General features: G+C 65.6%; 24 protein-coding genes. 8 read left to right on the top strand and 16 right to left on the bottom strand.

Annotated features, from left to right (window positions below; genetic code table 11):
- Nucleotides 1–69 precede the first annotated feature (69 nt).
- Nucleotides 70–579: a PaaI family thioesterase gene (locus WMC41_RS05975; RefSeq protein ID WP_244770085.1), complete on the bottom strand. Its 510-nt coding sequence runs from the start codon at nucleotides 577–579 to the stop codon at nucleotides 70–72.
- Nucleotides 576–1,340, bottom strand: a complete 765-nt coding sequence (gene recO, locus WMC41_RS05970) for a DNA repair protein RecO (protein ID WP_244770084.1) — start codon at nucleotides 1,338–1,340, stop codon at nucleotides 576–578. Before recO ends, WMC41_RS05975 begins: the two co-directional genes overlap by 4 nt.
- Nucleotides 1,341–1,544: 204 nt before the next feature.
- Here recO and WMC41_RS05965 point away from each other — a divergent pair, with 204 nt between their 5' ends.
- Nucleotides 1,545–2,276, top strand: a complete 732-nt coding sequence (locus tag WMC41_RS05965) for a L,D-transpeptidase (protein ID WP_432347304.1) — start codon at nucleotides 1,545–1,547, stop codon at nucleotides 2,274–2,276.
- A gap of 46 nt (nucleotides 2,277–2,322) precedes the next feature.
- Here the strand turns inward: WMC41_RS05965 and WMC41_RS05960 are convergent, their stop codons facing one another.
- Both WMC41_RS05960 and WMC41_RS05955 read right to left on the bottom strand, forming a co-directional pair.
- A complete protein-coding gene (locus WMC41_RS05960; protein ID WP_432347303.1) occupies nucleotides 2,323–2,685 on the bottom strand; it encodes a hypothetical protein in 363 nt (120 codons plus the stop codon).
- Nucleotides 2,686–2,699: 14 nt separating this feature from the next.
- Nucleotides 2,700–3,188 (bottom strand): SRPBCC domain-containing protein, encoded by a 489-nt coding sequence (locus tag WMC41_RS05955; protein WP_288081569.1) that lies wholly within the window; start codon nucleotides 3,186–3,188, stop codon nucleotides 2,700–2,702.
- Between the two features lie 71 nt (nucleotides 3,189–3,259).
- On the opposite strand from WMC41_RS05955, the gene WMC41_RS05950 reads away from it, so the two are divergent.
- A complete protein-coding gene (locus WMC41_RS05950) occupies nucleotides 3,260–3,583 on the top strand; it encodes an ArsR/SmtB family transcription factor (RefSeq protein ID WP_272804938.1) in 324 nt (107 codons plus the stop codon).
- A gap of 26 nt (nucleotides 3,584–3,609) precedes the next feature.
- Here the strand turns inward: WMC41_RS05950 and bla are convergent, their stop codons facing one another.
- A complete protein-coding gene (gene bla, locus WMC41_RS05945) occupies nucleotides 3,610–4,503 on the bottom strand; it encodes a BKC/GPC family carbapenem-hydrolyzing class A beta-lactamase (RefSeq protein WP_432347302.1) in 894 nt (297 codons plus the stop codon).
- Nucleotides 4,504–4,649: 146 nt separating this feature from the next.
- Nucleotides 4,650–6,959, bottom strand: coding sequence for a Tex family protein (locus tag WMC41_RS05940; RefSeq protein WP_432347301.1), 2,310 nt, complete (start codon nucleotides 6,957–6,959; stop codon nucleotides 4,650–4,652).
- A 228-nt stretch (nucleotides 6,960–7,187) separates the two neighbouring features.
- On the opposite strand from WMC41_RS05940, the gene WMC41_RS05935 reads away from it, so the two are divergent.
- The 3 genes from WMC41_RS05935 to WMC41_RS05925 all read left to right on the top strand — a co-directional run bounded on the left by WMC41_RS05935 (nucleotide 7,188) and on the right by WMC41_RS05925 (nucleotide 11,622).
- The gene (locus WMC41_RS05935; RefSeq protein WP_244770077.1) at nucleotides 7,188–8,237 is read left to right on the top strand and encodes a polyamine ABC transporter substrate-binding protein; all 1,050 of its coding nucleotides are present in this window, start codon (nucleotides 7,188–7,190) and stop codon (nucleotides 8,235–8,237) included.
- The gene (locus tag WMC41_RS05930) at nucleotides 8,224–10,587 is read left to right on the top strand and encodes a putative bifunctional diguanylate cyclase/phosphodiesterase (protein WP_244770076.1); all 2,364 of its coding nucleotides are present in this window, start codon (nucleotides 8,224–8,226) and stop codon (nucleotides 10,585–10,587) included. Before WMC41_RS05935 ends, WMC41_RS05930 begins: the two co-directional genes overlap by 14 nt.
- A gap of 69 nt (nucleotides 10,588–10,656) precedes the next feature.
- Nucleotides 10,657–11,622 (top strand): glycerophosphodiester phosphodiesterase family protein, encoded by a 966-nt coding sequence (locus tag WMC41_RS05925; protein ID WP_432347300.1) that lies wholly within the window; start codon nucleotides 10,657–10,659, stop codon nucleotides 11,620–11,622.
- Nucleotides 11,623–11,626: 4 nt separating this feature from the next.
- On the opposite strand, the gene era is transcribed toward WMC41_RS05925, so the two are convergent.
- From era to rpoZ, 8 genes are all read right to left on the bottom strand, one after another.
- Nucleotides 11,627–12,571, bottom strand: coding sequence for a GTPase Era (gene era / locus WMC41_RS05920; protein ID WP_244770074.1), 945 nt, complete (start codon nucleotides 12,569–12,571; stop codon nucleotides 11,627–11,629).
- Nucleotides 12,572–12,579: 8 nt separating this feature from the next.
- On the bottom strand, nucleotides 12,580–13,299 hold the full coding sequence (gene rnc / locus WMC41_RS05915; protein WP_244770073.1) for a ribonuclease III: 720 nt from the start codon (nucleotides 13,297–13,299) through the stop codon (nucleotides 12,580–12,582).
- Nucleotides 13,296–14,066 (bottom strand): signal peptidase I, encoded by a 771-nt coding sequence (gene lepB, locus WMC41_RS05910; protein ID WP_280531173.1) that lies wholly within the window; start codon nucleotides 14,064–14,066, stop codon nucleotides 13,296–13,298. The genes rnc and lepB overlap by 4 nt, the downstream gene beginning before the upstream one ends.
- A gap of 226 nt (nucleotides 14,067–14,292) precedes the next feature.
- Nucleotides 14,293–14,703, bottom strand: coding sequence for a holo-ACP synthase (gene acpS / locus WMC41_RS05905; protein ID WP_244770071.1), 411 nt, complete (start codon nucleotides 14,701–14,703; stop codon nucleotides 14,293–14,295).
- Nucleotides 14,700–15,293, bottom strand: coding sequence for a DUF2062 domain-containing protein (locus WMC41_RS05900; RefSeq protein ID WP_244770070.1), 594 nt, complete (start codon nucleotides 15,291–15,293; stop codon nucleotides 14,700–14,702). The genes acpS and WMC41_RS05900 overlap by 4 nt, the downstream gene beginning before the upstream one ends.
- Before the next feature lie 105 nt (nucleotides 15,294–15,398).
- On the bottom strand, nucleotides 15,399–15,551 hold the full coding sequence (locus WMC41_RS05895; RefSeq protein WP_244770069.1) for a DUF3563 family protein: 153 nt from the start codon (nucleotides 15,549–15,551) through the stop codon (nucleotides 15,399–15,401).
- Nucleotides 15,552–15,722: 171 nt separating this feature from the next.
- Nucleotides 15,723–17,954, bottom strand: a complete 2,232-nt coding sequence (locus WMC41_RS05890; RefSeq protein WP_432347299.1) for a RelA/SpoT family protein — start codon at nucleotides 17,952–17,954, stop codon at nucleotides 15,723–15,725.
- Between the two features lie 189 nt (nucleotides 17,955–18,143).
- Complete coding sequence (gene rpoZ / locus WMC41_RS05885) at nucleotides 18,144–18,548, bottom strand: DNA-directed RNA polymerase subunit omega (RefSeq protein WP_432347298.1); 405 nt, start codon at nucleotides 18,546–18,548, stop codon at nucleotides 18,144–18,146.
- A 411-nt stretch (nucleotides 18,549–18,959) separates the two neighbouring features.
- On the opposite strand from rpoZ, the gene WMC41_RS05880 reads away from it, so the two are divergent.
- Nucleotides 18,960–19,535 carry an NYN domain-containing protein gene (locus WMC41_RS05880; RefSeq protein ID WP_244770066.1) on the top strand — a complete coding sequence of 192 codons (576 nt, stop codon included), beginning with the start codon at nucleotides 18,960–18,962 and terminating at the stop codon, nucleotides 19,533–19,535.
- Nucleotides 19,536–19,756: 221 nt separating this feature from the next.
- Nucleotides 19,757–20,227: a hypothetical protein gene (locus WMC41_RS05875; protein WP_432347297.1), complete on the top strand. Its 471-nt coding sequence runs from the start codon at nucleotides 19,757–19,759 to the stop codon at nucleotides 20,225–20,227.
- A gap of 27 nt (nucleotides 20,228–20,254) precedes the next feature.
- On the opposite strand, the gene smpB is transcribed toward WMC41_RS05875, so the two are convergent.
- The gene (gene smpB / locus WMC41_RS05870) at nucleotides 20,255–20,734 is read right to left on the bottom strand and encodes an SsrA-binding protein SmpB (protein ID WP_244770064.1); all 480 of its coding nucleotides are present in this window, start codon (nucleotides 20,732–20,734) and stop codon (nucleotides 20,255–20,257) included.
- A 1-nt stretch (nucleotide 20,735) separates the two neighbouring features.
- Complete coding sequence (gene dapA / locus WMC41_RS05865) at nucleotides 20,736–21,620, bottom strand: 4-hydroxy-tetrahydrodipicolinate synthase (RefSeq protein ID WP_432347296.1); 885 nt, start codon at nucleotides 21,618–21,620, stop codon at nucleotides 20,736–20,738.
- Between the two features lie 327 nt (nucleotides 21,621–21,947).
- Here dapA and WMC41_RS05860 point away from each other — a divergent pair, with 327 nt between their 5' ends.
- On the top strand, nucleotides 21,948–24,014 hold the full coding sequence (locus tag WMC41_RS05860; RefSeq protein ID WP_432348278.1) for a transglycosylase SLT domain-containing protein: 2,067 nt from the start codon (nucleotides 21,948–21,950) through the stop codon (nucleotides 24,012–24,014).
- Nucleotides 24,015–24,165 lie beyond the last annotated feature (151 nt).

The following is a 24,165-nucleotide window of genomic DNA, read 5'->3' as shown; positions in this document are numbered from 1 at the left end:
GCCTAGAGCATTTCCGGTGGACCGGAGTTCACCCGACGCCGAAGCAATCTCGCTTCGGCTTGAAATGCTCTAGCGCATCAGGTTCTCGATCGGGAAGAGCGCGCAGGTTTCCGTGCCGTGGGCCAGCAGCTTGCCGCTCCCATCGCGCAGCCAGGCCTCGGACGTGGCGATAGTGCGGCCGCGATGCACGATCCTGCCCTCGCAGAACACCTCGCCCATGCCGGGCAGGACGGGGCGCACGAGGTTCAGCTTGAACTCGATCGTCGTGTAGGCCTCGCCCGGCCTGACGACGGAGAAGACGGCGCAGCCGAGCGCCGAATCCATCACCGTCGCCGTCCAGCCGCCGTGCACCGTGCCGAGCGGATTGAGATGGTCGGCCGACGGCAGGCCGGAAAAGACGACGCGGCCGTCCTCCACTTCCGTCAGGCTGAAGGCGAGCGTCTTGGCCATCGGCGGAGCGGGCAGGTCGCCTGCCAGCATCGCCTGCAACACCTTCAGCCCACCGTCGCGCTTCACCACGTCGAGCGGCAGCGTGCCGATGCCGGCGACCGTCAGCCCCGGATAGATTTCGACCGTCATGCATGCGCCTTTTCGGGTTGGTCGTGTCGCGGCGTGCCGAGCGCCTTCAGGGCCGCCTGGATGAAGCCGTCGCGGGCGCTGGCGAGTTCCAGCCCGCGCGGCTCGCAGACATGGCGGTTGAGGAAGAAGGCCGTCAGCCGGAAGCCGTCGGCAAGGGCGGCGGCATCGGCGGCGTGCCGGCTCTCGTCGCCGAGGAAGGCCGGCAGCGCCAGCATCTTGCCCGCCCAGGGCGCGCCGGCCGCGCGCGAGACGGCACGGCCGGATTTCGGCGAGACGTAGCAGAGATCCTCGCGCGTGCCGGTGGCGGCACATTCGAGGAGGTCGAGGCCGAAGCCGAGGTCGTTGAGCACGGCAAGCTCGAAGCGCACGAAGAGCTCGCCGGCATCGGCCGGCTCGTGCAGGTGGTCGAGGATGACGGAAAGGGCCTCGTAGAGATGGGGATGCGGATCGCGCTCCGGCAGGAAGCGCAGCAGCGCCGCCATGGCCTGCACGCCGTAGACGGCGGTCGCCGTCTCCATCAGCCGCCCGGCGCGCAGCTCCAGCGGCTCGATGCGGAACTCGCCGAGATGCTCGTCGAGCCGCGCGCGCCAGGTGACGTCGACGGAATTGCCGGGCTGGAGCACCGGCTGCATGGTCCGCGAGCGCCCGCCGCGCACCATGCCGAGATGCCGGCCACGGCTGCGCGTCATCACCTCGGCGATCACCGAGCTTTCGCCATGGCGCCGCACGCCGAGAACGATGGCTTCCTCACTCCATTGCATGGTCAAAGCCTTACGCCCTCGCCGGCACGGGGGCAAGCGGGCCGCAGCATGCGGCGGAACGACGCGTGGCCGCAGGGACACACCCAAGCCATTGCCACAGTTTCGCTTTTTTCTCGCCGCGCCGATGCCCGCTTTGCCGACAAAGAACCCGCGCAAGGCTTTCAAGCCAGATTCCGGAATTGAAGAACGACAGGTGCCCCCTTCATGTGTGTGTCCCGCGCCCGCGCTTTCGCGGCTCTCCGCCCCCTCGCCCTCCTTGCCCTTGCGGCGACGCTCGCAAGCTGCGCCACCACCGCCAAGCCGGTGAAGAAGGGGCCGGACCCGATGCATGTCGCCATGTACGGGCCGCATCCGGACGAACGCTTCCCGCTGCCGGCGATGGATATCAGCAAGGTGGATCCGAAATATTTCCGCCAGCAGGTCGCCTACCAGACGGCGGAGCCGGCCGGCACCATCGTCATCGACACGCAGAACCGCTTCCTCTACCTCGTGCAGGACGACGGCATGGCGATGCGCTACGGCATCGGCGTCGGCAAGGCGGGGCTGGAGTTCGAGGGCGGCGCGCGCATCGGCCGCAAGGCGGAATGGCCGCGCTGGACGCCCACCCAGAACATGATCGCGCGCGAGCCGGAGCGGAACCTGAAATGGGCCGGCGGCATGGAGCCGGGGCTCACCAACCCGCTCGGGCCGCGCGCGCTCTACCTGCACAAGGACGGCAAGGATACGCTCTTCCGCATCCACGGCACGTCCGAGCCGTGGTCGATCGGCAAGGCGGTGTCGAGCGGCTGCATCCGCCTGTTCAACCAGGACATCATCGACCTCTACGGCCGCGTGCCGACCGGCAGCCGCGTCGTCGTGCTGCAGCACCAGGCGCCGGCCGACCAGCCTGTTCCGATGGCCGCCGCCGACGGGCTGACGCCGCCCGCCGCCATCTGAGGCATTTTCCGGGGGCAGCCCTGCGCCCGTCCCCGGACCGGTTTCATCACCAGGCGTCGGGCTCGCGCACCATGTGCACGATGTTGGCCGGGTTCATCACCCAGCCGCCGCGAAAGCCCGCGCCCAGATCCTCGATGGGATCGCAGCGCACGACGCCGCTCCGCTCCAGATGGCCGAGGGCGAGCTTGTGGTCGGGCGTGAAGAGCTCCAGCCACACCTCCGCCTGGCTGTAGCCCGGTGCCTCGTCGATCCACAGCCGGTTCGGGCCGAGCAGGAAGCCCCGTGCCGGAGCCTTGTCGTCGAAGGGCTCCAGCCCGACGACGTCGCGGTAGAAGGCGAGCGTCGCCTCGTACTGGTGCGAGGGGACCTTCATGGCGATGTTGATGCCGCCCTTGATTTCAGCCGTCATGGCAACCTCCCGCCTCACGTGAAATCCTGCTGCTCGGAGGCGACGACGCCCTTGAGCTCGCTCGGGTAATAGCCCTCGCGCAGGTTGATGCCGTATTCGACATAGGCCTTCATGCAGGCCAGCATCTGCGACCAGCCCTCGCAGTTCATGTAGGACGATTTCTGGCCGCGGGCGTTGTCGCGCCAGCCGGTCTCGGCGATGGTCACCATCGTGCCGCCGTCCTCCAGCGGCGCAAAGCGCATCTCGACGCGCGTCTTGTAGGGCGCCTCCCCCTCGTCCACCATGGCATCCCAGCGGAAGACGATCAGCGCGTTCTCCTCCACCCTGTCGACGATGACCGGGGCCATGCCCCACCAGGTGACCGTCGTGCCCTCGACCAGCGGGGCGCTCGCCCCGCCGATGGTCGTGAAGTAGCCGCTCAGCTTCTTCGGATTGACCACCGCGTCGAAGACCTCGGCGACCGGCTTGCCGATGCGCCCGTTCACACGAAATTCCAGCGTCATGCCGTCCTCCTCCGGGGCACACGGCCCCTCTCGATCTTGTCTGCCGCCAAAATATGTTATAAAAACATAACATGTCAAGCGAATCGAAAGAGGACGCCGTTTTCAAGGCGCTGGCCAACGGCAAACGGCGGCAGATGCTGGATGCGATCAAGGATGCGCCGCTGACGACGGGCGCGCTGTGCGAGCGTTTCGCGGAGATGGACCGCTGCACGGTCATGCAGCACCTGAAGGTGCTGGAAGAGGCGGACCTGATCGTCGCCCGCCGCGAGGGGCGCGAACGCTGGAACCACCTCAATGCCCTGCCGATCCAGGCGATCCACGACCGCTGGATCAGCCGGTATGCCGGCCACGCGATGAGCGTTCTTTCGGCGCTCAAGGGCGAGCTGGAGGGTTGAGGCGCCGCCGCCGCGAGGACGGAGCCTCAGACCTCGGCCGCGATGCGCCCGATCTCGGCGATGACGGCATTGCGCTCGTCGCCGGAAATTCCGGGGATTTCACAGAAGGCGGCGACGATGACGGCGCCGCGGTCCGGCGACCAGGCGACGGCCACATCGTTGGCATTGCCGGCCTTGTCGCCGTTCGTGCCGGTCTTGTCGCCGGTCATCCAGCCGGCCGGGAAACCGGCGCGCAGCCGCGTGTCGCCCGTCTTGTTCATCACCAGCCAGGCGGCGAGCTGCGCCTTCGAACGGGCCGACAGCACTTCGGCGAAGAGCAGCCTGCGCAGCGTCTCCACCATGGCGGTCGGCGTCGTCGTGTCGCGCTCGTCGTCCGGCGCCTCATGGTAGTTGAGCGTCGGCTCCGTGCGGTCGAGCCGCGTCACTTCGTCGCCGAAGCCGCACAGGAACGCCGTGACGGCCTTCGGCCCGCCCGATGCGGCGAGCAGCAGGTTGGCGGCGGCATTGTCGCTGAGCGTGATTGTCGCCTCGCAGAGTTCGGCAATCGAGATGCCCTCTCCGCCGACACGTTTCTCCACCACCGGCGACCAGTCCACGAGGTCCGCTTCCTTCACGACGATGCGCCGGTCCAGCGTCTCCTCGCCCCGGTCCACCCGAGCGAGGATGTGGCCCGCCAGCAGCGCCTTGAAGGTGCTGCACATCAGGAAGCGTTCCTCCGTGCGATGGCCGAGCCGTGCGCCCGTCGCAAGATTTAGTATGGCAACGCCGATGCGCCCGCCGTGACGCGCCTCCAGCGCGGCAAGCCGCTGCGCGCGGTCCCCGCCGGCGGCAAGGCCGGTGCCGGCCGTCAGCGCCGAAACCGCGGGAATGGCAAGAAGAGCGCCGGCCATGGCCTGCCGGCGGGAAATCGTGATCGTCATGTCTGGTTTCCTGTCTGTCGGACACTTGGCACGCTTTGCAGCGCCCGGCCCGCTTGAGCCCGCCCACGCCGCGACTATGGACGGCGGGGCGGTTCAGGACAAACGACGATTTCTGCCGACAGCCATTAGGAAAACTAGGGCATGCCTTATTTTCGCTTCATCGCCTCGGCCAGCGCCGCGCCGAAGGCGCCCTGCGCGGGCGCCTGCTGCTTGGGCGCCGCCTGGTTGAATTTCGGCTTCATCTGGGCGTTCCTGTCGCCCCGCGGGGCATTGTCGCGGGCGGCGGGCGCGCCGCCGTCCTTGCGCATGGTGAGGCCGATGCGCTTGCGCGGCACGTCCACCTCGGTGACGCGCACCTTCACCACGTCGCCGGCCTTCACCACCTCGTGCGGATCCTTGACGAAGCGGTCGGCGAGCTGGGAAACGTGCACGAGCCCGTCCTGGTGCACGCCGATATCGACGAAGGCGCCGAAGGCGGCGACGTTCGTCACCGTGCCCTCCAGCAGCATGCCGACCTTGAGGTCCTTGATGTCGTCGACGCCGTCGGCGAAGGTCGCGGTCCGGAATTCCGGGCGCGGGTCGCGGCCGGGCTTTTCCAGTTCGGCGAGGATGTCCTTCACCGTCGGCAGGCCGAAGCGCTCGTCGACGAACACCTTCGGGTCGAGCCTCTTCAGCGCCGCGCTGTCGCCCATCAGCGTGCGCACGTCCCGCCCGCAGGCCGCGACGATCTTCTTGGCGACGCCATAGGCTTCCGGGTGCACCGAGGAGGCGTCCAGCGGCTCCTTGCCGTTCGGGATGCGCAGGAACCCGGCGCACTGCTCGAAGGTGCGCGCGCCGAGGCGCGGGACCTTCATCAGCTCCTTGCGGCTTTCGAACGGACCGTTGGCATCGCGATGCGCGACGATCGCCTCGGCCGAGGACTTTCCAAGGCCGGAGACGCGCGCGAGCAGCGGCGCGGAGGCGGTGTTGAGGTCGACGCCGACGGCGTTCACCGCGTCTTCCACCACCGCATCCAGCGAGCGGGAGAGCTTCCCCTGGTCGACGTCGTGCTGGTACTGGCCGACGCCGATCGACTTCGGCTCGATCTTCACCAGTTCGGCAAGCGGATCCTGCAGGCGGCGGGCGATGGAGACAGCACCGCGCAACGAGACATCGAGGTTCGGGAATTCGGCGGCCGCCGTTTCCGAGGCGGAATAGACCGAGGCGCCGGCCTCCGAGACGATGACCTTGGTGGGCTTGGGCGCAGGCAGCTGGGCCAGCATGTCGGCCACCAGCTTCTCCGTCTCGCGGCTGCCGGTGCCGTTGCCGATGGCGATCAACTCGATCCTGTGCTTGCGGACGAGGCTGGCGAGCTCGGCCTGCGTGCCGCGCACGTCGTTCTTCGGCGGGAAGGGATAGACGGTCGTCGTCTCCAGCACCTTGCCGGTATTGTCGATGACGGCGACCTTGACGCCGGTGCGGATGCCCGGATCGAGGCCCATCGTGGCGCGCGTGCCGGCGGGGGCTGCGAGCAAGAGGTCCTTGAGGTTGCGGGCGAAGACGCGGATCGCTTCCTCCTCGGACCGTTCGCGCATCTCGCGCATCAGGTCGAGCGAGAGCGACATGGAGAGTTTCACCCGCCAGGTCCAGCCGATCACCTCGGCCAGCCACTTGTCGCCAGGCTTCATGCCGATGGCATAGAAGGAGGCGATGATGCGCTCCACCGGCTTGACGGCCTCGGTGCTGTCCTGGTCGACGACGATGTCGACCGACAGGAACTCCTCGTTCCAGCCGCGCAGCATGGCGAGCGCCCGGTGGCCGGGCACCGTCGCCCAGCGTTCGGTATGGTCGAAATAGTCGGAGAACTTCGCGCCGGCCTCCTTCTTGCCCTCGACGACGCGCGAGCGCAGGAAGGCATTGTCCTTCATGTAGTCGCGCAGGCGCTTGAGGAGATCGGCATTTTCCGTGAACTGCTCGGCGACGATGTCGCGCGCGCCCTCCAGCGCCGCCTTGACGTCCGGCACCTCGGCCGAGAGGAATCTTTCGGCCAGCGCCGCCGGCACCTGCGCACGATCGGCCAGGATCTGCTCGGCGAGCGGGCCGAGGCCGCGCTCGCGGGCGATCTCCGCCTTGGTGCGGCGCTTGGGCTTGTAGGGCAGATAGATGTCCTCGAGCTCCGCCTTGGTCGAAACAGTGGCGATCTTCGCGGCCAGCTCGTCCGTCAGCTTGCCCTGCCCCGAAATCGATTCGAGGATCGAGGCGCGGCGCGCCTCCAGCTCCCGCAGATAGGTCAGCCGCTCGGACAGCGTGCGCAGCTGCGTGTCGTCGAGGCCGCCGGTCACTTCCTTGCGGTAGCGCGCGATGAAGGGCACCGTCGCCCCCTCGTCGATGAGTTCCACGGCGGCGGAAACCTGCGCGGAGGTCGCCTTGATCTCGGCGGCGATCAGGTTCTCGATCTTGAGCGGTGTCGGGGCCATGTCGGATTCCTCTGGTTGGCGCGGTCGGCGACCATAGTGCGCGGCCGGCGGCAGGCCAACCGCAGGCCCATGAGCCCGCGACCACGTCCACAATATATATCACCGCCGGAAAGGACGGCAGGACTGTGCCACGGTTGAACACCCGTTAATACAGGCTTAGAGGTTGTAACGCTTCATAAAGTCTTGCCGTCTATCCTCACCGCACGTAACGGCAACGGGGCCTTCGGCATGCGCGGCGCTTTTCTTGCAGCAGTCTCACTGGCGGCCCTCCCCGCGGAAGGTCCCGCGCATGCGGCAACCCTCAACCTGCTGATCTGGGAAGCCTATATCGACGAGCAGATCCTTGCCGACTGGACCGCCGAAACCGGCATCAAGGTGCGCCAGACCTTCTATGACAGCGGCGACGTGCGCGACGAGATCCTCGCCGATCCGAACAGCAATGTCGATGTCGTCGTGACCAACGAGAACGGCGCCCGGCTCTACGGCAAGCGCGGCGTCATCGCCGCGCTGGACCAGAACAACGTGCCGTCGCTGAAGGACTATGCGAAGAGCTGGGCGAGCCGCTGCGGCGGCTACGGCGTGCCCTATCTGTGGGGCACGATGGGCATCCTCTACCGCTCCGACAAGATCACGACGCCGCCGACCTCCTGGGCGGACATGATGAAGCCGGCCGAAAGCCTGCGCGGCCATATCGCCATGTACGACGACCACGCCGAGGCCTTCGTCGCCCCGCTCGTCCTGCTCGGCAAGTCGGTGAACGCCAACGACAACGAGACGCTGAAGGCGGCCTACGAGCTGATGAAGGCACAGGCGCCCTATGTGCTCACCTACGACTATGTGGTCACCTCGGTGCAGAACCCCGACAAGGGCCCGGACATCCACATGGCGCTCGGCTATAGCGGCGACCAGTACACGCTGAACGACAAGGTCGCCTCGCCCGGCCTCTGGCGCTACGTGGTGCCGAAGGAGGGCACGCTCTCCTGGCTCGACTGCATCTCCGTCAGCGAGCGCTCGCACAACAAGGCGCTGGCGCTGCAACTGGTCGATTATATCAGCAATGCCGAGAACGGCGCCCGCAACGCCATCAAGCTCAACATGCCGACCGCCAGCTCCGCCGCCCTCGCCCTGCTGCCGGAAGACATGCGCTCCAATCCCGAAATCTATGCCGCACCGGAAATCCTGGCCAAGAGCCAGTTCCAGGAGGAACTGACCGTGCAATCGGTCCAGGCCCGCCGCCGCATCATCAGCAGTCTGGCCCAGATCAGTGACGCTCGGTAAACGCGCCCTCTCCCTCATCTTCCCGGTCGTGCTTGCTGGCTACGTGCTCGCCGCCTCGCTGATCTACTATGTGCAGAGCTCCTCCATCCTCGCGCTGGAACGCGCGCGCCTGTGGCAGCAGATGGGCCTGCTCACCGCCGTCTTCCAGAACGAGGTGACGCAGAACCGCAGCTTCATCTATTCGCTCGTCGAGGGCGGCGCGGTGCGTCTCTTCGTCAACGAGCCGGATGCCGCCTATCGCAACACCGCGCTCGGCGTGCGCCTGCAGCAGAGCATCACCTCGCTCTCCGACGACCGCAAGCGCTTCATCTCCGTGGCGATCATCCGCCCGCCGCTGACGGTCGACTACTATTTCGAGGACAGCGACGATCCGTTCGCGGAGATCACGCCGCAGCAGATCCGGCATGCAAGGCAGGTGATCGAAAGCCCGCGGCTCTCCTCCTGGAGCTATCTCAACGCCGCCGGCATCGAACCGCTGATCGTGCATTCGGAGTTCATCGATCCGCTGACCTTCAACCGTCCGGTCGCCAGCGCCAAGGGCAGCGCGATCCTCGTGCAGACCGCGGTGCGGCCAAAACTCTTCCTCGACATGAAGCGGGCGCTGGAGAAGGAGTACGGCACGACGATCGAAATCGGCCAGCACCAGCTCCTGGCGCAGGGTAGCCTCTCCGCGACCGCAACGCTGAGCCCGTCTCTCTTCGCCCGGCTGACGCCGGATCCGGTCTTCATCGAGAACCGGCTGTGGACGCTGAAGTCGCTGCTCGCGCTCGGCGCCATCGCGCTCAGCCTGTGCACGATCATCCTCGTGCTCGGCCTGGTGCGCCGCTACATCACCAATCCGATCGCCCGGCTCGACCGCCAGCTCACAGACGTGATGACCGGCAACCGCAGCGCCCTGCCCGAGATGAACGAGATCGGCGAGATCGGCCGCCTCTCGGCGAACGTCAAGCGGCTGCACGACCAGTCCCTGCAGTCCTTCGACCTCGTGCAGAACGCCTCCTGGACGGATACGCTGACGGGCATTTCCAACCGCGAATATTTCAACATCCGCTCCACGCAGATCCTTGAGGAGGCGGAGGCCGAGGATACCGGCTGCACCCTGCTCTTCATCGACGTCGACAACTTCAAGTTCGTCAACGACAAGCACGGCCACAAGATCGGCGACGAGCTGCTGAAGACCCTCGCCGACCGCATCTCCACCATCGTCGCCCGCATCGTCTGCGAGCGCGGCCTGCCGGCCGGCCTCTTCGCCCGCCTCTCCGGCGATGAATTCGCCATCATGCTGCGCTGCCAGCCGGGCAGCGGCACGATCACGGAAGTCTCGAACGAAATCCTGTCGCTCTTTGCCGAAGGCTTCGCGGTGCTGGACAAGGCCTATCCGGTCACCGCCAGCATCGGCATCGCCGTCTATCCGGAAGACGCCCGCACCCTGCCGGAGCTGGTCGCCAATGCCGATGCGGCCATGTACCAGGCGAAATCCCAGGGCAAGAACGGCTCGGCCCGCTATTCCCGCTCGCTGCACGAGAAGCGCAACCGCCAGCGCCGCATCGAGGAGGAGCTGCGCATCCTCGATCCCGACCGCGAATTCCACCTCGTCTACATGCCGATCGTCGACGGACACGGCAAGGTGACGGGCTGCGAGGCACTCCTGCGCTGGACCTCGCCCGTCCTCGGCCGCGTGACGCCCGACGAATTCATCCCGATCGCCGAGACGACCGGCCTCTTCAGCAAGATCGACTGGTGGGTGATCGACCGGGCGATGGCCGAATACGGGCAGATCAAGAAGCTTTTCGGCGCCGACACGATCCTCTGCATCAACATCTCGTCGGCCGAGCTCTACACGAAGTCGATCAGCGACCATTTCTGCGACAGCGCCGACCGGCACGGCATCGATGCCCGCATGATCGAGATCGAGCTGACCGAGACCTTCGCCGTCAAGCTCGGCGAGCAGTCGCGCCGCAACATCGAGATCCTGCGCGCCCGCGGCTTCCGCATCTCCATCGACGATTTCGGCGCAGGCTATACCTCCGTGCAGCAGATCATCGAATACCCCGCCGAGACCATCAAGCTCGACCGCGAGCTCGTCGAAAGCCTCACCCGCTCCGCCGCGCTGCCGACGCTGCGCGCGCTCGTCGCGCTCTGCCATGCGCAGGACATGTCGGTGATCGCCGAAGGCGTCGACACGACGGAGAAGATGGCGCTGCTCGCCGCCGCGGGCTGCGACCTCTACCAGGGCTATCTCATCAGCCGTCCCCTCTCCCTCGAGGAGATCGGCATCTGGGCGATGCAGCGGCTTGTCGAAAAGGCCCGCGAGGTCGCACAGAGCCCGGATCGCCGCGCCCGCGCCTGATACTTTCCGCCACTTGCCGTCTCTCCTGCGAGCCCCTATCCCTGTTTGCGGGGCCGCAGGAGGAGTTTTATGCGAAACGCGCCGATCTTCATTCTGGGCCTCGCCCTGCTCATCTGGTCCTTCAACAGTTCGCTGATCGCCAGCGCGCCGGAGGGCGCAACGAAGCTGATGGCCCATCGCGGCGCGCACCAGACCTTCAGCCACGAGGGGATCGACGACGACACCTGCACGGCAAGCCTCATCGACCCGCCCAGCCACGATTTCCTGGAAAACACCGTCGCCGGCATGCAGGCGGCCTTTGCCGCGGGCGCCGAGGTCGTCGAGATCGACGTGCACCTGACGCCGGACAAGAAATTCGCCGTCTTCCACGACTGGACGCTCGACTGCCGGACGGACGGCCAGGGCGTGACCGAGGAGACGGACAGCGCCACGCTGAAGACGCTCGACATCGGCTACGGCTATACGTCCGACGGCGGCAAGACCTACCCGTTCCGCGGCAAGGGCGTCGGGCAGATGCCGATGCTGGAAGACATGTTCGCCGCCAATCCGGCCGGCAAGCTGCTGATCAACTTCAAGAGCCGGCGGGCGGAGGAAGGCGAGGCGCTGGCCGCGCTGCTGGCGGCCAATCCGGCCTGGAAGGACAAGATCTTCGGCATCTATGGCGGGGCGGAGCCGACGGATGCGGCGCTCGCCGCGGTGCCAGGCCTCAAGGGCTACACGAAGGCCTCGGTGAAGGCCTGCCTGCTGCGCTATCTCGGCACGGGCTGGATCGGTTATGTGCCGGAGGCCTGCCGCAACACGCTGGTGCCGGTGCCGAGCAACTACGCCTTCCTGTTCTGGGGCTGGCCGAACCGCTTCCTGACGCGCATGAAGGACGCCGGCAGCGACGTGGTCCTCATCGGCCCCTATACCGGCGGCAGCACGGTCGGCATCGACACGGCCGAGGAGGTGGAGAACCTGCCGGAAGACTTCCCCGGCTATGTCTGGACGAACCGCATCCTGGAAGTCGGCCCCGCCGTCAAGGCTCGGCCGTAAGCCGTCACGAGGTCGGGAAATCGAGGCCCATCTCGCGGAAGCGGGCCGGGTCGTCGCCCCAGTTCTCGCGCACCTTCACGAAGAGGAAGAGGTGCACGGGCTGTTCGAGGATCTCCGACAGCTCCTTGCGCGAGGCCATGGAGATCGCCTTGATCGCCTCGCCGTTCTTGCCGAGCGCGATCTTCTTCTGGCTGTCGCGCTCGACATAGATCACCTGCTCGATGCGCACCGAGCCGTCCTTGCGCTCCTCCCACTTCTCCGTCTCGACATGGGAGGAATAGGGAAGCTCCTGGTGCAGGCGCAGGAAGAGTTTTTCGCGGGTGATTTCGGCCGCAAGCTGGCGCATCGGCAGGTCGGAGATCTGGTCTTCCGGATAATACCACGGGCCTTCGGGGAGCGCGGCGGCAAGATAGTTCATCACGTCCTCGCAGCCCGAACCGTTCAGCGCCGAGATCATGAAGGTGCGCTCGAACTTGACGACCTCGTTCGCGGCGGCGGCGAGCTTCAGCAGGTCTTCCGGATTGACGCGGTCGACCTTGTTGAGGACGAGGATCTTCGGCTGGTGGACCTCTTTCAGCCCCTCCAGGATCGTCTCGGCATCGCCCTTGAGCCCTCGCTCGCTGTCGATCAGGAACATGATGACGTCGGCGTCCTTCGCCCCGCCCCAGGCGGTCGTCACCATGGCGCGGTCGAGCCGGCGGCGCGGCTTGAAGATGCCGGGCGTGTCCATGAAGACGATCTGGGCATTGTCGTGGATCGCGATGCCGCGCACGATGGCGCGCGTCGTCTGCACCTTGTGGCTGACGATCGTCACCTTGGCGCCGACGAGGCGGTTGACCAGCGTCGACTTGCCGGCATTGGTCGCGCCGATCAGCGCCACGAAACCCGAGCGGGTCGTGCCCTCACCGTTCGTGTTCATCTCGGCGGGGTTTTCGTGTTCTTCGCTCATGATATCCGTCAATCCGCGGCTTGGCTCTTCGGCCAGACGCCTTCGCGTTCCAAAATCCTTGTCGCGGCCACCTGTTCGGCGGCCCGTTTCGAGCGGTCGATGCCGGTTTCCGGCGCGACGCCCCGGATCTCCACCGTCACGGTGAAGCGGGGATCGTGGTCCGGTCCCGAGCGCTCGTCGACCCGGTAGTTCGGCGTCACGCCGAACCTGGCATGCGCCCATTCCTGCAATTCGGTCTTGGCGTCGCGCCGCGCGCCTTCCGCGCGGGCGGCCCTGCCCTCCCAGTTGGACAGGATGAAGCCGCGCGCCGCCTCCAGCCCGCCGTCGAGATAGATCGCGGCGATCAGCGACTCTACCACATCGGCCCTGACATTCAGCATGGCTTTTCCGGTGAGCTTCTTCACGTCCGCGCCGGTGCGGATGAAGCGGTGCAGGCCGAGATCGTCGGAGACTGCCGCACAGCTTTCCGCGCTGACGAGCTGGTTCAGGCGGACCGAAAGCTCGCCCTCCTTCGCCTCGCGAAACGTGCGGAACAGCATCTCGGCGACGCACAGGCCCAGCACGCGGTCGCCGAGGAATTCCAGCCGCTCGTAATTGCTGCCCTTGCCGGGGCGCGCGCTGGCATGGGTGATCGCCCGGTCGAGACGATCCTTGTCGGTGAAGACATAGCCGATCAGCTCTTCGAGAGCCTTGCGGTTGACGTCGTTCAGCGGAATGGCGCCCTTCATTCAACGACCTTGAACAGGCGATCCCAGCGCAGGTTCGTCGGCCATTTCCAGACTTCGCTGAAGGACGTGTCGTTGCCGAGCGAGAAGAAGATCAGGCTGGCGCGGCCGATCAGGTTTTCAGCCGGAACGAAGCCGACGTCGAAGCGGCTGTCGGCCGAGTTGTCGCGGTTGTCGCCCATCATGAAATAGTGGCCTTCCGGCACGATGAACTCGCGCGTGTTGTCGCCGACCGTGCCGGGACGCGTGTCCAGCGTGTCGTAGGCGACGCCGTTGTCCATGGTCTCGCGGAAGACCGGCACGTCCTCGCCGGTGTCGTACTGGTCGTCGGCGCGGAAGAAGCCGTTGTGCTCGCGCTTGACCGGCACGCCGTTCACGAAGAGCTCGCTGTCGCGCACCTGGATGCGGTCGCCCGGCAGGCCGACGAGGCGCTTGATGTAGTCGATGTCGGGGTTCGGCGGGAAGCGGAAGACGACGATGTCGCCGCGCGTCGGCTCGCTCGCGAAAATGCGGCCGGAGAACAGGTTCGGCGAGAACGGCAGCGAATATTTCGAATAGCCGTAGGAGAACTTGTTGACGAAGAGATAATCGCCGACGAGCAGGGTCGGCATCATCGATCCGGAAGGGATGGTGAAGGGCTGGAAAAGCACGGTGCGGATCACGACGGCGAGCAGCAGCGCCTGGATGATTACCTTGACGTTTTCCCACAGGCCGCTTTCGGCCTTCTCAGTCTTCTCTGCCACGCCGGATCTGTCCTTATCTGCAAACATGGGGCCCTCTATAGAGGAAAGGTTGCCTGTTGGAAATCGTGTCGGTCAAAAAGACGCTGGCGCCGGTTGTGCGAGCTCCCGCTGCCGGCAAAAGCCGCCAACCCCTCCTCCGTCATGGTCAAGCTTGACGCGACCATTCGCGGCCGCGGGTGCCGCGCGGATCCCCGGGTCAAGCCCGAGGATGACGTCGGTGAGTGGGGCGAGGTTCGTCAGCAAACCGCGCCCCTTATCCCGGCGTTCCGGCCGGCAGCGCCTCGATGATCACGAAAGCTTGCGCCAGGGGAAAATCGTCCGTGATGGTGATGTGGATGCGCGCCTCGTGGCCCTCGGGAAGAAGCCGCCCCAGCCGCTCCAGCGCGCCGCCGGTGAGCTTCATGGTCGGCTTGCCGCCCGGCAGGTTGACGACGCCCATGTCCTTCCAGAACACCCCCTGCGCCAGCCCCGTGCCGAGCGCCTTGGAGCAGGCCTCCTTGGCGGCGAAACGCTTGGCATAAGAGGCCGCGCGGTTCCTGCGCCCGTCGGACTTCGCCCGCTCGATCTCGGTGAAGCAGCGCTGGGTGAAGCGCTCGCCGAACCGTTCCAGCGACTTCTCCACCCGGCGGATGTCGATGAGGTCGCTGCCGATGCCGATGATCATAGGGATTTGTCTCCACGGGAAAGGGCGGGATGGGTCGTTGCGAGGCCGGCGCGCTCGAGAAGGCGCGCATGGCGGCGGGCCTTGAAGGAGCGCACGGCAAGGCGCGTGACGCCATAGGCGAGCGCGGCGGCCGCGATGCCGAGAAGGCCGGCGCCGGCCAGCATGGGCTTCAGCACCGGCTGCCACAGTTCGGACAGTTCCAGGTGCTCCAGCCGGTGAAAGAGTTCGGCGGCCGTCACCATTTCGGCGGACTTCATGCCGAGAAGCGCTTCTCCGACGCGAAAGGTCGCAAGCGCGATGAGCGGAATGGTCAGCGGATTGGCGATGGTGGTGGCGAGCGCGGCGGCAAGCAGGTTGCCGGCCATCAGATAGGCGAGCGCCAGCGCCAGGATCACATGAAAGCCGAGGAGCGGCGTGAAGGCGGAAAAAGTGCCGGCGGCGACACCGGCAGCCACGGCATGCGGCGAGGCGGACAGGCGGAGGATCCGCTTGGCGAGATAGCGCGCGGGACGCGTGAACCCCTTGCGCGGCCAGAAGAATTCGCGCAATCGGTCAAGCCAGCCGGCCTTCTTTCGGCGTCGGAACAACATGGCCCAGACATAGCCGATCCGTTAGTGGCATTTCAATGGCGCCCGTATGGCGCCACGCGGCGGTCGCCGTGGCGCACGGAATGCGCCACACGTACCGGCTTGTCTTCAGTAGGACTTGCGGAAGAGGCCGCGGTCGATCTGACGCTGGCGGTATTCCAGGTCGATCCGGTCGATGGCGCCGTTGAGGTAGGCCAGTTCGCGGTCTTCGGCGGTCGGGATGCGCAGGGCGCGGGTGAAATTCTTGATCTGCTTCAACATTGGTAAACCTCTTTCGGTTTGACCTCCCGACGCAGAAGATAGGATCTTCACCCCAAAGGCACCAGCGACACTATGCCAATACAGCCATGCAAAAGGCGCATAATGACTGGTCAAAACTTGGGCAAACCTGCCCTATTCAGGGCAGGATGCCACATTTTTGCATAGGAACCGTCATGTGAAGACCCGACTGATCGTCGAGACGCACTGAAGTTCCTTGAGCTGGCCCATCAGCTGGTTGAGCTGGCGCAGGTCCCAGACCTCCAGATCGATATGCACCTCGGTGAAATCCGCCGCCACCCGCGCCATCGACATGGAGCGGATGTTGACGTCGCTGGTAGCGATCGTCTGGGTGACTTCCGCGAGCGTGCCCGGCTCGTTCAGCGCATTGATCATGATGCGCGCCATGAAGCGCGTGTTGTTGGCCTCGTCGAGGTCCCAGCGCACGTCGATCCAGCGCTCGGGCTCGTCGTCGAACTTCTGCAGGGCCGGCGACTGGATCGGATAGATGGTGATGCCCTTGTCCTTCTCCATGATGCCGACGATGCGATCGCCCGGCACGGCGCCGCCGGCGGAGAAATGCACCTCGGCATTGCCGGAGAGGCCGCGGATCGGCAGCGCCTCGGGGCCGGTTTCGGTCGCCCCCTCTTCCAGCGTCGTCTTCGCCTTGCCCGGCAGCTTGAACACCATGCCGGCGGCGCTGCGCATGTTGAACCAGCCGTCGTCCGAGCTCGGCTTCACCGTCACGCGCTCGTCCTGGTAATCCGGGAAGACGGCGCGCAGCACGTCGAGCGAGGAGAGCTCGCCGCGGCCGACGGCGGCGATGGCGTCTTCCACATCCTTCTGGCCGAGACGGTGCAGCACCGGTTTCAGGCCGTCGCGCGAGAAGGATTTGCCGGCACGGTCGAAGGTGCGCTCCAGGATGCGGTAGCCGAGGCCGGAATATTGCTTGCGCACGGCGGCGCGGGTGGCCCGGCGGATGGCGGCGCGCGCCTTGCCGGTGACGACGATCTCCTCCCAGGCCGGCGGCGGCACCTGGATGCCCGAGCGGATGATCTCCACCTCGTCGCCGTTGCTGAGGCGGGTGACGAGCGGCATGATGCGGCCGTTGATCTTGGCGCCGACACAGGTATCGCCGATATTGGTGTGGACCGCATAGGCGAAATCGATCGGCGTCGCCCCGCGCGGCAGGGTGATGAGCTGGCCCTTCGGGGTGAAGGTGAACACCTGGTCCTGGAAGAGCTCGAGCTTGGTGTGCTCGAGGAATTCCTCCGGGTTGTCGCCTTCGGCGAGCGATTCGATCGTCCGGCGCAGCAGGGCATAGGCGTTGGAGCGGGGCGAGCGCGTGCGCTCGTCGCCGTTCACCACTTCCTTGTCCTTGTAGAGCGAGTGCGCGGCGATACCGTATTCGGCGATCTCGTGCATGCGCTTGGTGCGGATCTGCAGCTCGATGCGCTGGCGCGACGGGCCGACGATGGTCGTGTGGATCGACTGGTAGTCGTTCTGCTTCGGCGTCGAAATGTAGTCCTTGAAGCGGCCGGGCACGACGCGCCAGCGCGTGTGCACGATGCCGAGCGCGGCGTAACAGGCGGGAATGTCGTCGACGAGGATGCGGAAGGCATAGACGTCGGAAAGCTGCTCGAAGGAGAGCGACTTCGACTGCATCTTGCGGAAGACTGAATAGGGCGTCTTCTGCCGGCCCTTGACGAGGGCGTCCGGCAGGCCGTTCACCACGAGCAGTTCGCGCAGTTCGTCCTCGATCTTGCGGATCAGCCCCTCGTTGCGGCGGGAAAGGTCCTCCAGCTTGCGGGTGACGGTGTCGAAGGCTTCCGGGTTGATGTGGCGGAAGGAGAGGTTTTCCAGCTCCTCGCGCATGTCCTGCATGCCCATGCGGCCGGCGAGCGGCGCATAGATGTCCATCGTCTCCTCGGAGATGCGGGCGCGCTTTTCCGGCGACATGTGATCGAGCGTGCGCATGTTGTGCAGGCGGTCGGCGAGCTTGACCAGGAGCACGCGCACGTCGTCGGAAATGGCGAGCAGGAGCTTGCGCAGGTTTTCCGCCTGCTTGGCCTTCTTGGAGACGAGGTCGAGCTTCTTGATCTTGGTGAGGCCTTCGACCAGGGCGCCGATGTCCTCGCCGAACAGTTCGTCGATCTCGGCGCGCGTCGCGCTCGTGTCCTCGATCGTGTCGTGCAGCAGCGCGACGGCGATGGTCGATTCGTCCAGACGCATCTCGGTGAGAATGGCCGCGACTTCGAGGGGATGCGAAATGTAGGGATCGCCGCTCGCCCGCTTCTGCTGCCCGTGCTTCTGCATGGCATAGACATAGGCCTTGTTCAGCAGGGCCTCGTTGGCATCCGGCTTGTATTTCTGAACCCGTTCGACGAGTTCATATTGACGCATCATCCTCGGTCGGCTCCCTCCCCGCCGCGCGGGGGCAAAAAAAAGTGCGCCCCGACCTTAAGAGGGGCGCACCGGCATCCGCAACAGAAAAGGCAGTAGGAATGGGGCGAATAGCGAATAGGGAGTAGCGAATAATGATAATCTTCTATTCGCTATTCGCTACTCCCTATTCGCCCCTACTGCCTCTTCAAATCAGTAATCGTCGCTCTTTTCCGGCGGCACGAGGCCTTCGATGCCGGCCAGCAGCTCTTCTTCCGACATGCGGTCGAAGGCGATGGTCTCCGGCTGGTCCTCGTCCTCTTCGATCGCGACGACGCCGGACGCGGCATCGGCGACCAGGCTTGCCGGGTCGGGCTCGGGCTCGTCCACTTCCACATGCTTCTGCAGCGAGTGGATCAGGTCTTCCTTGAGGTCGTCGGGCGAAAGCGTCTCGTCGGCGATCTCGCGCAGCGCGACGACGGGGTTCTTGTCGTGGTCGCGGTCGATGGTGATGGCGGCGCCCTGCGAGATGAGGCGGGCGCGATGGCTTGCAAGAAGAACCAGCTCGAAGCGGTTGTCTACCTTGTCAATGCAATCTTCAACGGTGACACGGGCCATTGCCTGTCCTTTGCGGTCATGAATTTCAGGAGTTTGCATGCCCGATACAGGCAATGGAAGGCAAATTCAAGTTTTTCCTTCCCCTTGCCGCTGGCGCGCGTGTCGTAAGGCAGCCCATATAACTTCTGATTGGTGCCTCACGTTACGGGAAGTAAAAAGCTGAAAGATCGGACAAATGAGGTAAAGTGCGGGAACTATTCCCCAATTCCGAAGCCCTTGAATTTGCTGAAACGATACCGGCCGGAAAAATCGCCTTCGCAACCTAGATTTGCTTGGAAAGCCGGGCCCTCTGCCCTAAATGAAGATTATATGAAAAACAGTTAATTCAACCGGATAGTGCATCCGGCCACCTCGGCACTTGGCCAAAACGCGACCGTTTACATCAACTTCTATTTAAAAGGATTTCGCAGTATGTTCGACCCCCGCGAGAAAATCGCCCTCTTCATCGACGGTGCAAATCTCTATGCGGCTTCCAGGACACTCGGGTTCGACATCGATTACAGAAAGCTCCTGAAGGCCTTCCAGAAGCGCGGCTATCTTCTGCGCGCCTATTACTATACCGCCCTCATCGAGGACCAGGAATATTCCTCGATCCGCCCGCTGATCGACTGGCTCGACTATAACGGCTACAAGGTCGTCACCAAGCCGGCCAAGGAATTCACCGACTCGCTCGGCCGCCGCAAGATCAAGGGCAACATGGACATCGAGCTGGCCATCGACGCGATGGAGCAGTCCGAGACCGTCGACCACCTCGTCATCTTCTCCGGCGACGGCGATTTCACCACGCTCGTCGAGGCGCTGCAGCGCCGGGGCCGCAAGGTCTCCGTCGTCTCGACCATGCAGACGCAGCCGCCGATGATCGCCGACGACCTGCGCCGCCAGGCCGACTACTTCATCGATCTCGGCTCGCTGAAGGCCGAGATCGGCCGCGACCCTTCCGAACGCCCGCAGCGCGCCACCGAACCGGTGGAGACCGTCAGCGACTGAGGCAAGCGGATCGGACCGAGGATGACTGACGGCAGTGGGCGGGGCGAGGCTCCCCTCCCCAACTTCGTGCATGCTCCGATGCGGGAAAAGCGCCGGAAACCGGCCTTTTCAAGCTTTCCTTAAACATTGAATCAAATTCCCTTGCGGGGTCTCAAGCTTCTTCAAGACTCCCCTGCTATTCCCGATATCGGACAGCCATTTCGCATTGGGACATCGGGACGATGGTGGACGCAGTATCGCTTTCGGCAAACAGCTACCGGGCAGCATCGAGCGCGCTCGACATGCGCGCGCCGGCCATGGCGGCGGAAACCCGCCCCGCGGTCTCCGCCCTCGCCGCGCTTGCCGCGCCGCAGCCGGTCACCCAGGTTTCGACCCCGTCCGACATCGCCGGGGAGATCGGCGACCTCAGCTTCCTCTATGCGCCGAACGGGCTGCCGGGCATCTCCGCCCTGCCCGCCTACGCCGTGCCGCCCTCCCAGGCGGCGGCGGACGAGCAGGTCGCCAACAACAGCCGCAACCCGACCGCCCGCCTCGCCATCGAGAGCAACGACCTCAACAGCCTGATGTCGAGCTTCCTGACGGCCCGCACCCCGAGCGCCAACCCGGCCGCCTCGCCGGACGTGCCGGCGGATGCCGGCAGCGAGCAGCTTGCGCGCCAGTCGGTCATCGCGCAGCTTTACAGCCAGTTCTAAGCAAGAGAAGCGAGGAAGAAGGGCGCCTCAGCCGCGCTCGCGCAGCAGGCGGCCCTTCTGGCGATTCCAGTCGCGCTCCTTCTCGGTCTCGCGCTTGTCGTGCAGCTTCTTGCCCTTGGCGAGCGCGAGTTCGAGCTTTGCCCGGCCGACATCGTTGAAGTAGATCTTGAGCGGCACCAGCGTCATGCCCTCGCGATTGATCGCGTTTCGCAGGCGATGGATTTCCCGCCGGGACAGCAGAAGCTTGCGCCGCCGGCGGGTCTCGTGGTTGAAGCGGTTGGCCTGGAGATATTCCGGCAGGTAGGAATTGATCAGCCAGATCTCGCCGCCCTCGTCCGAAGCATAGGATTCCGCGATGTTCGCCTTGCCTTCGCGCAGCGACTTGACCTCCGTGCCGGTCAGGACGAGACCGGCCTCGTAGGTATCGATGATCTCGTAGTTGAAGCGGGCCTTGCGGTTCTCCGCCACAATCTTCTTGACCGTCGTCGGACGCGCTTTCGTCGCCATGTCAGTTCAGCAGGCCGGCGTGGCGCAGCGCCGCGTCGATGGCCGCCTCCGTGGCCGGCTCCAGGGTGGAGAGCAGCGGCGAGCGGACGGTGCGGTTCATGCCGCGCGTGCGGTTCAGCGCGTATTTCGCGCCACACAGGCCCGGCTCGAGGAAGATCGCCTTGTGCAGCGGCATCAGCTTGTCCTGGTATTCCAGCGCGCTGGCGTAGTCGCCGGCGAGCGTCGCCATCTGGAATTCCGCACAGAGCCGCGGCGCGACATTCGCCGTCACCGAAATGCAGCCCACGCCGCCATGGGCGTTGAAGCCGAGCGCGGTGGCGTCCTCGCCGGAAAGCTGGACGAAATCCTTGCCGCAGGCGATGCGCTGTTCGGAAACGCGCTCGATCTTGCCGGTCGCGTCCTTGACGCCGACGATCGAGGCATACGCCTTGGCGAGGGCGCCCATCGTCTCGGGCGACATGTCGACCACCGAGCGGCCGGGAATGTTGTAGATGACGATCGGCAGCTTCACGCTTTCGGCGATCGCCGCGAAATGCGTGAAGAGCCCCTTCTGCGTCGGCTTGTTGTAATAGGGCGTGACGACGAGGATGGCGTCCGCGCCCGCCTTTTCGGCGTGCTGGGCGAGGTCGATCGCTTCCTTCGTGTTGTTCGAGCCCGCACCGGCGATCACCGGCACGCGGCCGGCCGAGACCTTGATGCAGAGTTCCACCACCCGTTTGTGCTCGTCATGCGACAGCGTCGGCGATTCGCCGGTGGTGCCGACCGGGACGAGGCCGTGGCTGCCTTCGCCGATCTGCCATTCGACATGCGCGGCGAAGGCGTCTTCATCGACGGCGCCGGCATCGGTGAACGGGGTGACGAGAGCGGGAATGGATCCCTTGAACATCGAGAACTCCTGAGGCCAGAGCCGCCCTTGGGCTTACATGCTTTGGCCGTATTCCGTGGTTAAAAACGCCCGCACAATAATCATGTGACAGTCCTGCGGCAAGCGGCGCGACGGGCGTTTTTCATGCATGATCAAGGCGGAAGGGCGGCGGATGCGCGAATATTCGCTCCCCCTGATCCGTCGCTTGGAAAGCGGGCCCGTTCACGGCTTAGTGAGGGCTGCGGTTAAGGCTTCGTTAAGGCAACAAAGGGTTAATTGATTGTCAAGGTTCCGGCGGAAAATGACGTTCTGGACGCGCCGCCGGTCAGGCATCCGGGATGTAGCATGATCTCGAGAAACAGTTTCATCCTTTGTGCCTTGCTGCTTGCCGGTGCGGCCGGCCTTGCGCTGCGCTCTTCGCCGGTCGAGGCGGAAAACACCACGGTGCCGGTGATAAAGCCGCTCGGCTTTGCCGCGGACATGCCGTCGAAGGACATCATCACCAGTGCCATTCCGCGCACGGACAGCCTGCAGCCGGCGAGCGCGGAGCTGCGCGAGGGGCTCGACGCGCTTTCCAATCGGGATGCGGCCCTTGCCATTGCAGCGCGCAACCGCCTGCCGCCCGACAGCCTCGACCGGCATATCCTGACCTGGGCGATCGCCGTCTCCGGCCAGCGCGGCGTTCCGTCCTGGGAGATCGCCGCCGCCCAGAAGGAGCTGAAGGGCTGGCCGGGCCTGAAGGCGCTGCGTGCCAACTCCGAGCGGGCGCTTTCCCGTGAAAATCCGCCGGCGGCCGATGTGCTCGCCGCCTTCGGCACGACCCGCCCGGAAACGGCGGAAGGCGCGGTCGCGCTCTGCCGCGCGCTCGTTGCGACCGGCAATGCGGCGCGCGCCGGCGAGGTCCTGCGGTCCTTCTGGCAGAAGGAAACGCTTTCCAAGGAACTCGAAAGCAGGATCCTCGGCGAATTCGGCGCGCTCTTGACCGTCGCCGACCACAAGATGCGCATGGAGATGCTGCTCTATCGCGACCGCGTCGACCAGGCGCAGCGGTTCGGCGATCTCGGCAAGGCGCAGTCGCTCTATCGCGCCTGGGCGGCGGTCATTCGCAAGAACAAGACGGCCGGCACCCTGATCAAGGCCGTCGATGCGAGCTGGCAGAAGGACCCCGCCTATACGTTCCTGCGCATCCGCCATCTGCGCAACAACGAGGAATACCGCGCAGCCGGAAAGCTCTTCTCCGCCATGCCGGAGGATCCGGCGCGGCTGGTCAATCCCGGCGCCTGGTGGAACGAGCAGCGCATCGTCAGCCGCGGCCTTGCCGATCTCGGCGACTTTCGCGATGCCTATCGCGTCGCGGCCCGCCACGGTGCGGACGACCCGACGGATATCGTCGAGGCGGAGTTCCACGCCGGCTGGTATGCGCTGCGCGATCTCGACGACCCGAAGACCGCGGCCGGCCATTTCCGGCGCATCCTGCAGGCCTCCGACCGGCCGCTCTCCGTCTCCCGCGCCTGGTACTGGCTGGGACGGACGGCGGAAAAGGGCAATCCGGAGGAGGCAAAGGACTATTTCGCCAAGGCGGCGAACTTCCCCGGCACCTTCTACGGCCAGCTTGCCGCCGCGCGGCTCGGCCGCACGGCGCTGAACGTCGCCTATCCGAAGCCGACCGAGGAGGAACGCGCCCGCTTCAACCAGCGCGAGGCCGTGCAGGCGATCGCCCGCCTGCAGGCGGCCGGGCACGGCTGGCGCGGCGACAGCCTCTATCGGGCGCTCGCCGGCGAGCTGATGAGCCCGGGCGAGCTCGCGCTTCTCGCCGCGCAGGCCGAGAAGGGTGGCAATCACCAGCTCTCGCTGCAGATCGGCAAGATCGCCTTCGGGCGCGGCATCGATGTGGCGGCGCTGGCCTTCCCGATCGGCGTCATTCCCGACGATGCCGACATTGCCGGCTCCGGCAAGGCGCTCGCCTATGCCATCGCCCGGCAGGAAAGCGCCTTCAACCCGGCTGCCGTCTCTCCCGCCAATGCGCAGGGCCTGCTGCAGCTCATGCCCGGCACGGCGCAGGGCGTGGCGAAACGCTATGGCCTTGCCTATTCCAAGGAGCGGCTGACGACGGACGCCGCCTACAACGCCACGCTCGGCGCCCACTATCTCGGCGAGCAGATCAGCGATTTCGGCGGCTCCTATGTGCTGACCTTCATCGCCTACAATGCGGGTCCCCGCCGCGTGCCGCAGTGGATCGCGCGCTATGGCGACCCGCGCGGCAAGCCGATCGACGAGGTCGTCGACTGGATCGAGCGCATCCCCTTCTCCGAAACCCGCAGCTACGTGCAGCGCGTGATGGAGAACTACCAGGTCTACAAGACCCGTCTTGGCCAGAAGGCCGACATCGTGCACGACCTCAGCGTCGGCCGCTGAGACGGCCCTGCTCCCGGTGCGCAGGCCGGCCGGAGCGTTTCCGCTTTCCCCCAGATCGCGCGCCCGGCCTTTCACACTATGTGCGGACGCAAAACCGCTTCGCACTTTTGCCGGAATTGCTCTAGGCTGGCCGTCTCTACCCGTTCGGTGT

The organism is Shinella yambaruensis (assembly GCF_050859155.1).
Lineage (GTDB): Bacteria > Pseudomonadota > Alphaproteobacteria > Rhizobiales > Rhizobiaceae > Shinella > Shinella yambaruensis.
Note: the sequence above shows the minus strand (reverse complement) of the source record. Positions and strands in the feature narration are given on the sequence as shown.

What these genes read in the sequence shown, in the direction of transcription:
- WMC41_RS05935 (WP_244770077.1), top strand. Translation starts at nt 7,188, where the DNA reads ATGCGCGGCGCTTTTCTTGCAGCAGTCTCACTGGCGGCCCTCCCCGCG.
- WMC41_RS05875 (WP_432347297.1), top strand. Translation starts at nt 19,757, where the DNA reads ATGGTGGACGCAGTATCGCTTTCGGCAAACAGCTACCGGGCAGCATCG.
- smpB (WP_244770064.1), bottom strand. Translation starts at nt 20,734, where the DNA reads ATGGCGACGAAAGCGCGTCCGACGACGGTCAAGAAGATTGTGGCGGAG.
- WMC41_RS05900 (WP_244770070.1), bottom strand. Translation starts at nt 15,293, where the DNA reads ATGTTGTTCCGACGCCGAAAGAAGGCCGGCTGGCTTGACCGATTGCGC.
- acpS (WP_244770071.1), bottom strand. Translation starts at nt 14,703, where the DNA reads ATGATCATCGGCATCGGCAGCGACCTCATCGACATCCGCCGGGTGGAG.
- WMC41_RS05965 (WP_432347304.1), top strand. Translation starts at nt 1,545, where the DNA reads ATGTGTGTGTCCCGCGCCCGCGCTTTCGCGGCTCTCCGCCCCCTCGCC.
- WMC41_RS05895 (WP_244770069.1), bottom strand. Translation starts at nt 15,551, where the DNA reads ATGTTGAAGCAGATCAAGAATTTCACCCGCGCCCTGCGCATCCCGACC.
- lepB (WP_280531173.1), bottom strand. Translation starts at nt 14,066, where the DNA reads ATGTTTGCAGATAAGGACAGATCCGGCGTGGCAGAGAAGACTGAGAAG.
- rpoZ (WP_432347298.1), bottom strand. Translation starts at nt 18,548, where the DNA reads ATGGCCCGTGTCACCGTTGAAGATTGCATTGACAAGGTAGACAACCGC.
- WMC41_RS05880 (WP_244770066.1), top strand. Translation starts at nt 18,960, where the DNA reads ATGTTCGACCCCCGCGAGAAAATCGCCCTCTTCATCGACGGTGCAAAT.
- WMC41_RS05950 (WP_272804938.1), top strand. Translation starts at nt 3,260, where the DNA reads ATGTCAAGCGAATCGAAAGAGGACGCCGTTTTCAAGGCGCTGGCCAAC.
- WMC41_RS05925 (WP_432347300.1), top strand. Translation starts at nt 10,657, where the DNA reads ATGCGAAACGCGCCGATCTTCATTCTGGGCCTCGCCCTGCTCATCTGG.
- dapA (WP_432347296.1), bottom strand. Translation starts at nt 21,620, where the DNA reads ATGTTCAAGGGATCCATTCCCGCTCTCGTCACCCCGTTCACCGATGCC.
- WMC41_RS05890 (WP_432347299.1), bottom strand. Translation starts at nt 17,954, where the DNA reads ATGATGCGTCAATATGAACTCGTCGAACGGGTTCAGAAATACAAGCCG.
- recO (WP_244770084.1), bottom strand. Translation starts at nt 1,340, where the DNA reads ATGCAATGGAGTGAGGAAGCCATCGTTCTCGGCGTGCGGCGCCATGGC.
- WMC41_RS05975 (WP_244770085.1), bottom strand. Translation starts at nt 579, where the DNA reads ATGACGGTCGAAATCTATCCGGGGCTGACGGTCGCCGGCATCGGCACG.
- WMC41_RS05955 (WP_288081569.1), bottom strand. Translation starts at nt 3,188, where the DNA reads ATGACGCTGGAATTTCGTGTGAACGGGCGCATCGGCAAGCCGGTCGCC.
- WMC41_RS05960 (WP_432347303.1), bottom strand. Translation starts at nt 2,685, where the DNA reads ATGACGGCTGAAATCAAGGGCGGCATCAACATCGCCATGAAGGTCCCC.
- rnc (WP_244770073.1), bottom strand. Translation starts at nt 13,299, where the DNA reads ATGAAGGGCGCCATTCCGCTGAACGACGTCAACCGCAAGGCTCTCGAA.
- WMC41_RS05940 (WP_432347301.1), bottom strand. Translation starts at nt 6,959, where the DNA reads ATGGCCCCGACACCGCTCAAGATCGAGAACCTGATCGCCGCCGAGATC.
- bla (WP_432347302.1), bottom strand. Translation starts at nt 4,503, where the DNA reads ATGACGATCACGATTTCCCGCCGGCAGGCCATGGCCGGCGCTCTTCTT.
- era (WP_244770074.1), bottom strand. Translation starts at nt 12,571, where the DNA reads ATGAGCGAAGAACACGAAAACCCCGCCGAGATGAACACGAACGGTGAG.